Below are 9939 nucleotides of genomic sequence, written 5' to 3'. Positions count from 1 at the left end.
TCCGAGGGCATGGTCGTGCGGCTCGCCGGCCGGGGCCCCTTTTGACGGGCCCCGGCCGCGTGCTGATGAGCCCGGACGATCGTGGAGTCGACCGCAACGAGCCAGTCGAGGTCGCCTTCGGCGTCTGCCTGGGCGAGCAGGGCGGTGAACACGCGCTCCCAGGTGCCGTCCGAGGCCCACCTCCGCAACCGGTCGTGGGCGCCCTTCCACGACCCGAAGTGCTCGGACAGGTCCATCCACGGCGTGCCGACGCGGTACTTGAACGCGATTGCGTCGATCACCTGCCGATGATCACGCCACCGCCCACCCCGCCTCGGTGTCCGGTCCGGCGACAACGGTCCGATCCTCGCCCAGCGGGCGTCAGTCAACGACACACACCGACCAACGATCAGATGATCCGAAGGAAACACCTAGGGCACTCCTGAACAGCGGCGATGGGTCCGCCGCAAGCACATCACCGCATCGCACGCTGATCGTCATTACGGGATGTATGGACCCAGTCAACGCCATACTCGCTAGAGGCAAGGGGGTGACCTGACCGCGTTCGCGAACAAACGCTCTGTCATCTACAGGTGTAGGTAAAGGAGACAGCCGCTGAATTGGTAGTAGAAAGAACAGTCTCCAAGGTTGCGGTGGCGTTCATTGTGCCGCGTCCCTTGAAGGCCCAGCGAAGCTCGACCTCGGTCGTGCGGTGGCCACTGGGCACGTCGACCGTCAGCATGCCGGAATCTGTTCCGTCGCTGCGGATCCAATGGTATTGGATGGCGCCCCCTGCTCCTTCAGTTTCGAGCGTGCCCGTGATAAGGGCGGTGCCGTTGCAAGTTATGCCGGCGGGATCGGTGCGGACAGTCAACGCGGTCACGGTGATCGGGGTGGTGCTCCACTGCCAGAGGAGGAAGGCAGGCACTGCGAGCACGGTCAGCAGGGACAGCAGCGGCCAGCGTCGGCGCTTTCGGCGTGGTGGCGTTCTGTGCCAGGCATCCATTGCCTGCGGGGGCACGCCTGGGCCGAACCTGCGCAGTTCTTCCTGGGCTGGCAGGAGTCGGGTGTGTGTGGTGGATGCCGACGTGGGCCAAGACTCGGGGTCGAGAAGGGTCGCATTATCCGGCTCTTCGTGGTGACGTGCGATGGCTCCTGCTTGCGGAATGTCCTGTGCGGTGCTACCAGGAGCCAGGCGTCTGGTCTCTTCGGCCGAGGAAGGAAGGCGCCCGAGTTGGAACGTCTTTTCTGCCGTCGCGGATGGACTCTGAAACTTTGTGTACTTCATTGTCGGCGGCTGTCGATCCGGTCCTGGGTGGCGAGGAGTGCTCATATGCGATCCGGTGTTACGAGGGCTGGTCGCACGTGGAGTACGTAACATCGCCGGAAATGTTTTGCCCGCGCTCCGCGGCCGGAGTGCTCGCGGCCCGAGCGGTCAGGGCGCCGGCGCCATTGAACGGCTGCGAGAAGCTGAATGGCACAGTCTTTTGGCCGGTCGGCAAGGTCAGGATGCGGCTTGTGGAGATACGACCCCCTGTCGCGCCCGTCCAGCTCCACGTCATGGTCAGCGTGCCAGCCTTGGTTCCGTTGGTGAATACTGTCCCGGCGGCCTTCGCTGCCGACTCGCCGTCGCAACTCACGGTCATTGAGATGGCCAGGACCCTCAGCGAGGCGCGGGACGTGCTCGGCGATGGGGAGGGTGCTGTAGTGCCACGCGGAGGGACCGTAGCGCTAGAGGCAGGTTTGGGTGCCGATGCGGAAATGGTTTGTGTGACCACCGGCACCGGCACCGACGCCGTCGAGGTTTCGGCAGAGCCGGAAGCTGAGACGGGTGCCGAATCCGAAGCCGTCGGCGAGATCGATTCGGATGGTGGTGCGGGCAACAGGCTCGCTATCGGGCTTTCGCCCGGCAGTGGCCCAAGGCTGCTCGTCAGCTTCGGTGCGGGAATCGCCGTATTGCCATCTGAGCCGCCGGTTCCGGTGGTCGCCACAACAGCAAGTGCGCCGATCAGGACAGCCCCAGCAGCTGCTGAGCCGATCGCCTTCCGCCCCTTTACGCGCCGCCGCCGGTTCGGCATACCTGGGCCATCCGACGTATGCGGCCCTCCTGACCCTCCAAGATCGGTCGTAGCCATCGATCTCAGTGCCAGCGAGGGGTGTCCCAAACTGAGGAGCAGCGGCACCACCACGGCCGCAAGCATCCCTCTCCCTCGCTTTTCCCAGTCATCCCCGTACTCCGCACCGGCTGCCGCCTCGAGTTCGACGACCAAATCCAACGCACATCCAGGCCGTTGTTGCGGAGTCTTGGCCAGCCCTGCCCGGAGCAGAGGTCTCAACGCCAGGGGAACACTTTCTGCTGGTACTGCCGCAGACATATGCTGGGTCGCAAGTTCGCTCAGCGTAGTACCGTCAAAGGGCTTGGCACCGGTGAGGCATTCGAAGAAGGTCGCCGTAGCGGCGTAAACGTCCGTAGTCGGCGAGGCAGGCTTGCCTTCCCACTGTTCGGGTGCCATATAGGCAGGGGTGCCGACGATGTCGCCCGTATTTCCCACAGGGACGGCTATACCGAAGTCAATGAGCTTTGACATTCCGTCTGGCGTAACCAGCACGTTGCCGGGCTTGTAATCCCGGTGCACCAGGCCAGCTTCGTGAGCCGCCGCCAGACCGAGTAACGAGCCCTTGAGCACGCTCAGTGCCGCCTCGGGTTGAGTGGCACCTTCTGCTTGGAGTAGGTCGCGAAGTGAGACGCCGTTCACTGGTTCCATGACGATGGCCGCGCCGTGAGAGCTTTCTACGTACTCATAAAGCCTGGTTACGTGCGGCGAGTCCAGTGCGCCGAGCAGTTCAGCCTCAGCCTGCAGGCCACTCCGGGTCGCCAGTTCCCCGTTGAGGTACTTGATGGCAACAGGCCTGCCAGTGGCGTCGTGCCAGGCAAGAACGACCCGGCCTGCAGCACCGGCACCGAGTTCACGATCGTGGGTGTAGCCGGCGAGCTCCCAGCGAGTATCCTGCGGTACATCCACGTTCTGTTTCAACTCCATGGTGATTCTCTCGTATTTCGTCCTTCACCCCCATCACCTTTCCTTGCTCGGCCATACCGCTTCCTGGTACAACACAAGGCGCGATTTTTGGGGATGAATAATTCGGTACGGGCTTATATTTCGTCCCGCCCTTGCCCGCACGCCGTCAAAGCGTCGCTACCCTCCAGTCGCTGCGAATCCATTCGACTCGCTGTATCGAGGATGCCTGAGCTATGTTTGGATGTCGCACAAAATTCCGTAACAGCGAGAGCGTCTGGAAATGGGTTTCAAGGTTATGGGAGTATCTCAGAGTATTACTTGAAAGCGAGTAAAGGGCCGCGATGTTTGAGGTATGTCAAAGTTAGTCAGACTGATAGTTCCACATCGCTGACGAGTAGTAGCGAGTACTCGGTACTCAGTTCACCAGGTGGCAAAACCGCTGGTTGCACCTCAGGAATGTTTGCCGAATCTTGGTGTCCACGTGGACGAGTTCTCCGGGCTTGCCGTGTTCGTAGCGGCGCACGGCGTGGCCGGTGGCCCGGTCCAGAAGCAAGACGGAGGTGGATCAGGACGCGGCGGACGGTGGAGGGCTGGTAGATTCAGCAGGCCCGCGACGCGGGCAGGCCACCTGCGGCGGGAGCAGGCCGACCTTATGAATCCAGCCCGTCAGCCGCAGACGTCTCGCTCAGGTGCGTCACGGCGGGCCCCAGGGCCTTTCTGGTCGCCGGTGCATGTCGCAATCCACACCAAGCCACAAGGCCCGGCCCTCACTCATTCCAAGTCCTTAGACCGTGTCTTATGTGGTGAGTTTGAACTGGCGCTTGTGGCAGGTGAGTGTTGCGGCGAGGCCGAGGAAGCCCAGGTAGTTGGCGGGGTGGCGTTCGTAGCGGTTATTGAGGCGGTGGTAGCCGGTCAGCTAGGAGAGGGCCCGCTCGATGACCCGCCGGTGTCGGCCGAGACGTTCTTTGGGTTCGATTCCTTTGCGGGCGCTGTGGGGCATGATCTTGCGGTGGAGCCATCTTCGCAGGTCAGCAACATCGTAGGTTCGTCGGTGTGGAGTTTTCTGGATGGAAGTACTGTCTGCGGTGGGGGTGGTGTCTCGTTTGGAGATCGGCCACCATAGGCTTCAGGCCGTGGCTTTAGACCTTGTTTCACTTGGTGAGTCGCTGGTAGTGAGGTTCCCCCGTTGCGCGGGAGGTGCTGATCAGCTGGTCAGCTGGGGTTGATGGGTGTTCAGGTTCGCTCGTTCGGCCGCTGCCTGCTCGGCGTAGTGCTGCTCCTCGTACTCGATCGGGCTGAGGTAGCCGAGCCGTTTTTGGATGCGGCGGGGATTGTAGAAACCGTCGAGGTACTCAAACAGCGCCAGGTTCGCTTCGGCCCGGGTGGCGAAGATGCGGCCGCGGACGCATTCGGTCTTGATCGTGGACCACAGGTTCTCGGCGAGGGCGTTGTCGAAGCTGTCGCCGACCGACCCCATGGATGCCTCGATACCTGCTCTGACCAGGCGTGTTGTCAGCTTCACGGAGGTGTACTGGCAGCCGTGGTCGGCGTGATGGACGAGAGTGCCGGGCGCGATCTCCCGGGAGGCGAGGGCGTATTCCAGCACGGTGAGGACCAGATCGGCATCCGCCCTGGCGGAGGTTTCCCAGGCGACCACCCTTCGGGAGAAGGCATCACGGATCGCCGACAGCCACAGGGGCCCTTCGTGCGTGGGGATCATCGTCAGGTCCGTGACCCATAGCCGGTTCGGCGCCGGCGCGGTGAAGTCGCGCTGCACCAGGTCGTCGGCGAGGTCGGCGCCGGCATCCCGGCGGGTGAAGCTCCTGGTCCGGCGCGGGCTGATGCCCCGCAGGTCGGCCTGGCGCATCAGGCGTTCGACGCGCTTGCGGCCCACGTGCACACCCTCCCGCTTGAGGACGGCATGCACCCGCGGGGAGCCGTAGACCCCGCCGGAGTCGGCATGGATCCGGCGGATCTGCTCGGTCAGCTCCGTATCGCGCCGCCGGCGCTCGCACGGCTCGGCCTCCGCCCGGCGCCACCGGTAGTACGTGGAGGAAGGGATGTGCAGTTCCCGAAGTACGCACTCGACCCCCAGACGCGGATGCTCATCGAGGAGCGCCGTCACCTGGGCCGGGTCGGGTCGAGCTGCGCCGCGAAAAACGCCGATGCCGTCCGCAGCACGTCATTGGCCCGCCTGAGCTGGGCATTCTCCTTCCGCAGCGCGGCGAGCTCCTCCCGCTCGGCGGTGGCCAGCCGGTCATCACGCTCGCCGGCGTCCGCCTCGGCCTGGCGGATCCAGGACCGCAGGGCCTCTGGATGCACGCCAAGATCGACGGCCATCTGCTTGATCTGCGGCTTCGGCTCGGTGGCCCGGTACATCCGCACCGCACGCTCCCGCAACTCCAGCGGGTACTTCCTCGGGGCAGCCATGATCAGATCTCCTCTCGTGAGGACCATCTGACCCGCTGACACCTTCCGCCGCATCTCGGGGGAACCTCAGTAGTTGATGAGGCTGGTGGCGATGGCTGCGAAGGCGAGGAAGTGCTCGGGCTTGCGCTCGTAGCGTCGGTGGAGCCGGCGGCAGCCGGTGAGCCAGGACATGGTGCGTTCGATGGCCCATCGATGGCGTCCGAGCCGCTGTGAGGTCTCGATCCCACGACGGGCGATCCGTGGCGTGATACCGCGAGCGCGGAGCCATCGCCGCAGGTGGGGATAGTCGTAGCCCTTGTCGCCATGGAGCTTGTCGGGCCGTCGGCGGCGAGGGCCGCGGCGGCTGCGGACCGGGGGTATCGACGCGACGAGGGGCTGCGGAGCGAGACTGTCGTGGGTGTTGGCCGCGGAGATGGCGACCGCGACCGGCAGACCGGATCGGTCCGGTGACGAGGTGGATCTTCGATCCGTTCTTGCCACGGTCGGTCGGATTCGGTCCGGTCAAAAGCCCCCTTTGAGGGCCCGGACACTCACCGAGTCGATGGCGAAACGCGACCAGTCCAGGCCTCCCCGGGCGCCGAGTTCATCCAGGATGACCCGGTGGAGACGGGCCCAGACCCTGTCCTTGCTCCAGCGGGCGAACCTCCGGTAGACCGTCGGCCAGGCCGGCCCGAACAACGGCGGCACCTGCCGCCACGCGCACCCCGACGTCGCCACGAACCTCACTGCAATGGACTATCCCGAGCACAATGACTTACTTTTCGCTGACCCGAAGGCATGGCTGGACGAGGCTCTGCGGTTCCGCTCCCCACTGATCACCACTGGGGCCAATCTCGCCCCACGCGAGGCCATGCAGGCTCAAGGTGTCGAGCTGGCTCCCCATACCCCTGTCCGCATAATGGTCGGAGCGGCCAACCGCGACCACGCCGCGTTCACAGAACCTGACCGCTTTGCCCCCCACCGGCCTCAGGCACGGCCCCACCTAGCCTTCGGCACCGGCCCTCATACCTGTATTGCCCGCCACATGGCCCACGGTCAGACCAAAATCGCCCTTCAAGCCCTGCTCCGCCGTTTCGGCCCCGGCCTCAAGCCCGCCACATCCCCTACCTGGACGAGCTACCGCTCCCAACGCGCTATGGAAACGTTCCCTGTGGCCCTCAGCTAATTTTCGACTCGGGAATTGTGTCAGATATGAGGCGAGGCGGCATTGCGGGCACCTGGACCTGGCCGAGGCCGGGCAGCGCTCCCGGCAGGACTCGAACCTGCGACCAGACGCTTAGAAGGCGTCCGCTCTATCCGCTGAGCTACGGGAGCCGTGCAGCCACAGCACCGCCATGTGGTCTTCAAGGTGTCTGCTAGGGCCGCTGGGGCAGGGCTGTCCCGGCAGCAGTGGCAGCCCTACCCCTGGCACATCGGGGGAACCATTGTGCCGACGCTCAGGTGATCACGGAAGACGGCCCTCTGGAGTGAGTGATGGCTGCTCTACAGCGGTGTGGCTGCTGCCGTTTCTGCGTGTTGCGGGTGCTGCCCTGCCTTGGGGTGGGACCGGTGTTTCCGCAGCGCTTCAGTCGTGGATTTCGTTGGTGAGGACCTGGATCCTGTGGCCACGGTGGGCTGTGGCGGATGATGCGCCAGGACTGGAGCCGGGCGGAGGCTCACTCGGCCGGGCTGCGGAGGCGGTAGTGCGCGGGGTTGACGTCTTGGGGCCACGGTCAGCTGAGCCCCTGTGCCGTTTGAGATGACTGTGGGTGGGCGACTGGTCATTACTGGAACAGGGTGGTCTTGATGCCCCTGCTGGCGGGCAATGTCCACGGGACCAGTCCTTTCACACCGCCCAGGCGGGCTGGCTTCCGTGCGGGATGGCTCTTCGCGCAGGTTCCAGACATTATGAGAGCCGACTTGCTTGAAAGGGTGTGCATTTAGTGCTGCTCGATTACAGCCATGGGTATGGCGAGGTGGTTCTCACGGCGTCGTCAGAAGAACTGGCCCGTGTGGCGGATGCGGTGGCGAGTGGTGGGGGATTTGTCCCTGCTATGGCGTCGTCGAGCGGCGGCGCTCTGAGGGGGGTAGAGATCAAAACGGTTTCTGCTCCGGGGGTTCTCATCCGTCTTGATGTCGAAGCCCAAGTTCTTGTGATCTCGGGTGATGCCGCAGGGAGAACGGTGCTTGCGGACAATCTGCGCTGGGTGGCCTCCGCCGGGGCCGGGGGGCATCTACACATCGAGTACCACTCCGGGCACTTCTATCTCGGTGAAGGTTCTATGCCGCTGGTGGTCAGCAGCCCGCATGGAGGTATACAGGATCGGTAGTGGGGTCCGCTGGGTATCTGCAGAGTGGCCCCCACCTGGTTGGGCCTGTCCAGATGGCCTCAGGAGTGCCAAAGGAGTCCGGGTCCAGTCGTTGTCGGTGACTGATGCCCAGCGGGCGGTGCTGGAGGGGTGGGTGCGTCGTCGGACGACGGCCCAGGCGTTGGCTCAGCGGTCGCGGATCGTGCTTGAGTGCGCCGAGAGCCACTCGCCGCTCATGGACGTGCCCCGCCGGCTGCGGATCACTCCGGATATGGTCCGCACCTGGCGGCGCCGTTTTCTCGAGCGGGGTCTGGACGGTCTGTGTGACGACCCGCGGCCGGGCGTTCCGCGGAAGATCACCGATGCGGACGTCGAGCGGCTGATCGTTAAGACGCTCGAGGTGACTCCGAGGAACGCGACTCATTGGTCGACCAGGTCGATGGCGGCGCGACGGGGATGTCGCAGTCGGCGATCTCGCGGATCTGGCGGCCGTTCGCCCTCCAGCAGCACGGGCCGAGACGTTCGAGCTGTCGAAAGGCCGGCTGTTCATTGACAAGTTCCGCGACCTCGTCGGCCTCTACCTTGACCCGCGCGCCAAAGAAGGCGCTTGTTCTTCGCGTGGATGAGAAGTTGCAGATCCAGCCCCGGACCGGTCCCGGGCGGTCCGCCGATGGTGCCCGGCGCTCCCGAACGCCGCGGCCCCACGACTACATCCGGGCGGCACGACCACTCTCTTCGCCGCCCTCGAGGTCGTCACCGGCAAGGTGATCGGTTCCCTTGACCGCCGTCACCGGGCGGCGGAGTTCAAGCACCAGGCTCTTGACCTGCTGCGATTTCGGTACCGCGACTACGTAGCCGACGCGGAGTTCCTCGAGCAGCCTGCGGACTTCCACTCCTGACCGCCCATCCCTGACCAGTGGTTTCGCCCAAGGGCCGGGATGAAAGGGGCTCAGTAACGCAGCTGCCAGCCGCACGGCAAGCGGTGCCATCACTGGTGTTCAGCCAGGTCCCTTATTACAACTTGGGCGGCGTCTGAGAGTGGGGCGGGGACTCTGGCTGGATGGGTCCAGACGGGGCGGCGTCTTCGTGTGACATGTGACCGGGGTGCACTTCATGCGTCCGTCACCGCCAGCGGCGGCACACGGCGCGGCGGCACACGCGAAATGGTCCTCTTCCGCTGATACGGCTGTATCAGCGTCGAGAATCGTCCGCTTGTAGCCGGCAGGTGACACGGCAGTTAGGGTTGGCCCGCCTGCGTTTCGCCCGGTTCATCATTATTTCCGGGCTTCTCGGACAAGGGCGATGCGTCACCGCTCGCGGTGTGATGATCGAGAGTCTCGGTGAGCGCGAGGGCGTCGGCATGGTGCTCGAGGGCTCTGAGGAACAGGAGGGCGAGTTCTTCTTCGGGCCATGCGTCCTCGGGGACGGGGCCGAGAAGGTAGCCGGTGACCCACAGCCGGGCCAGCATGCTGGCGGCTGAGCCCCGCAGTGTCGTGAACAAGGCAGGATCGTCCCTGGTCAGAAATCCGCCGGGCTCCAGTTCCAGGTCATCGACAAACTGCCACGCCCGGGCAAACAGTTCGTCGGCGTCATGATCGGTTTCGGCGAAGCGGCAGGCGATGTCGTCCACCCACATCCCGGCCCTCACACCCGCCGCGTGCAAAAGGTTCCGTACCCGCTCCTCGTCACGGTCGTCGCATGCCAGCAGCTCACCGTGCAGCTCTACTAGCTCACGCACCAATGCCTCGATATCGCGCAGCGTCTCCAGACGCAGTGCCCGTATCGGGCGCGCCCAGCTCTTGTCACCCCCACCTGCTGGAGCGGACATGCCCCCATCCTGGCCCCGCACCAGACTCCCCGCACGCGCAGAGCGGGACACGTGATCTCTGGTTGCTTCGGTCAGCGGTCGCCCGTAAGCGGCTGCTTTCCGGTACCTCGCCCGCTCGCCTGGCGAGGTACCGGAACCGGGCGTGTGTTCTAATCGAATGGGTGGGGTGGTAGCTCAGCTGGTCAGAGCAGCGGACTCATAATCCGTCGGTCGTGGGTTCAAGTCCCACCCATCCCACATGCAGCCTTCGTCCGCTGCCGTCGGCGCTCCTGGGCGGCTGCCGGATTTCGATAGGGCCGCTAGTCTTCTGAGTCAGGAATTCTGTTCAGATATGAGGCGAGGCGTTCGAGGATCTCGTCTGCGGTCTTGGTCCAGATGTAGGGCCTGGGGTCGG

Annotated in this window: 10 protein-coding genes, 2 tRNA genes and 3 pseudogenes; 4 read left to right on the top strand and 11 right to left on the bottom strand. The window is 64.6% G+C overall.

The features are described 5' to 3' along the window. From ACIGXE_RS37135 to ACIGXE_RS37100, 8 genes and pseudogenes are all read right to left on the bottom strand, one after another. The coding region (locus ACIGXE_RS37135) for an IS5 family transposase (protein ID WP_399754563.1) at positions 1-374 on the bottom strand (374 nt) is incomplete at its 3' end. Between the two features lie 188 nt (positions 375-562). Beyond that, a complete protein-coding gene (locus ACIGXE_RS37130) occupies positions 563-1267 on the bottom strand; it encodes a hypothetical protein (RefSeq protein ID WP_399754561.1) in 705 nt (234 codons plus the stop codon). Between the two features lie 58 nt (positions 1268-1325). Next, positions 1326-3020: a protein kinase gene (locus ACIGXE_RS37125; protein WP_399754559.1), complete on the bottom strand. Its 1695-nt coding sequence runs from the start codon at positions 3018-3020 to the stop codon at positions 1326-1328. 448 nt (positions 3021-3468) lie between these two features. After that, a pseudogene (locus tag ACIGXE_RS37120) lies at positions 3469-3589 on the bottom strand (IS481 family transposase); the annotation flags it as partial. A gap of 206 nt (positions 3590-3795) precedes the next feature. Continuing rightward, a pseudogene (locus tag ACIGXE_RS37115) lies at positions 3796-4138 on the bottom strand (IS5/IS1182 family transposase); the annotation flags it as partial. Between the two features lie 65 nt (positions 4139-4203). After that, the gene (locus tag ACIGXE_RS37110) at positions 4204-5124 is read right to left on the bottom strand and encodes an IS3 family transposase (RefSeq protein WP_399754557.1); all 921 of its coding nucleotides are present in this window, start codon (positions 5122-5124) and stop codon (positions 4204-4206) included. After that, the gene (locus tag ACIGXE_RS37105) at positions 5121-5429 is read right to left on the bottom strand and encodes a transposase (RefSeq protein ID WP_399754556.1); all 309 of its coding nucleotides are present in this window, start codon (positions 5427-5429) and stop codon (positions 5121-5123) included. The genes ACIGXE_RS37110 and ACIGXE_RS37105 overlap by 4 nt, the downstream gene beginning before the upstream one ends. Positions 5430-5495: 66 nt before the next feature. Beyond that, positions 5496-6158: pseudogene (locus ACIGXE_RS37100) on the bottom strand (IS5 family transposase); the annotation flags it as partial. A gap of 1 nt (position 6159) precedes the next feature. Between ACIGXE_RS37100 and ACIGXE_RS37095 the strand changes: the two are divergent. Further along, positions 6160-6594: a cytochrome P450 gene (locus ACIGXE_RS37095; RefSeq protein WP_399754555.1), complete on the top strand. Its 435-nt coding sequence runs from the start codon at positions 6160-6162 to the stop codon at positions 6592-6594. A gap of 76 nt (positions 6595-6670) precedes the next feature. On the opposite strand, the gene ACIGXE_RS37090 is transcribed toward ACIGXE_RS37095, so the two are convergent. Beyond that, positions 6671-6743, bottom strand: a tRNA-Arg gene (locus ACIGXE_RS37090). 608 nt (positions 6744-7351) lie between these two features. Between ACIGXE_RS37090 and ACIGXE_RS37085 the strand changes: the two genes are divergently transcribed. Together ACIGXE_RS37085 and ACIGXE_RS37080 are read left to right on the top strand one after the other, a co-directional pair. Beyond that, positions 7352-7738 (top strand): hypothetical protein, encoded by a 387-nt coding sequence (locus ACIGXE_RS37085; RefSeq protein ID WP_399754553.1) that lies wholly within the window; start codon positions 7352-7354, stop codon positions 7736-7738. Next, positions 7716-8270 (top strand): helix-turn-helix domain-containing protein, encoded by a 555-nt coding sequence (locus ACIGXE_RS37080; protein ID WP_399754550.1) that lies wholly within the window; start codon positions 7716-7718, stop codon positions 8268-8270. Before ACIGXE_RS37085 ends, ACIGXE_RS37080 begins: the two co-directional genes overlap by 23 nt. Before the next feature lie 154 nt (positions 8271-8424). Here ACIGXE_RS37080 and ACIGXE_RS37075 read toward each other — a convergent pair whose 3' ends face one another. Both ACIGXE_RS37075 and ACIGXE_RS37070 read right to left on the bottom strand, forming a co-directional pair. Beyond that, positions 8425-8610: a hypothetical protein gene (locus ACIGXE_RS37075; protein ID WP_399754548.1), complete on the bottom strand. Its 186-nt coding sequence runs from the start codon at positions 8608-8610 to the stop codon at positions 8425-8427. Between the two features lie 344 nt (positions 8611-8954). Further along, positions 8955-9545 (bottom strand): hypothetical protein, encoded by a 591-nt coding sequence (locus ACIGXE_RS37070; protein ID WP_399754546.1) that lies wholly within the window; start codon positions 9543-9545, stop codon positions 8955-8957. A gap of 163 nt (positions 9546-9708) precedes the next feature. Here ACIGXE_RS37070 and ACIGXE_RS37065 point away from each other — a divergent pair. Further along, positions 9709-9782: transfer RNA gene (locus ACIGXE_RS37065), tRNA-Ile, on the top strand. Positions 9783-9939 lie beyond the last annotated feature (157 nt).

The organism is Streptomyces sp. NPDC053431, assembly GCF_044544925.1.
Classification (GTDB): Bacteria; Actinomycetota; Actinomycetes; order Streptomycetales; family Streptomycetaceae; genus Streptomyces.
Note: the sequence above shows the minus strand (reverse complement) of the source record. Positions and strands in the feature narration are given on the sequence as shown.

Coding starts and splice junctions, on each gene's coding strand:
- ACIGXE_RS37095 (WP_399754555.1), top strand. CDS start 6,160: ATGGACTATCCCGAGCACAATGACTTACTTTTCGCTGACCCGAAGGCA.
- ACIGXE_RS37070 (WP_399754546.1), bottom strand. CDS start 9,545: ATGTCCGCTCCAGCAGGTGGGGGTGACAAGAGCTGGGCGCGCCCGATA.
- ACIGXE_RS37125 (WP_399754559.1), bottom strand. CDS start 3,020: ATGGAGTTGAAACAGAACGTGGATGTACCGCAGGATACTCGCTGGGAG.
- ACIGXE_RS37105 (WP_399754556.1), bottom strand. CDS start 5,429: ATGGCTGCCCCGAGGAAGTACCCGCTGGAGTTGCGGGAGCGTGCGGTG.
- ACIGXE_RS37080 (WP_399754550.1), top strand. CDS start 7,716: ATGGAGGTATACAGGATCGGTAGTGGGGTCCGCTGGGTATCTGCAGAG.
- ACIGXE_RS37130 (WP_399754561.1), bottom strand. CDS start 1,267: ATGAAGTACACAAAGTTTCAGAGTCCATCCGCGACGGCAGAAAAGACG.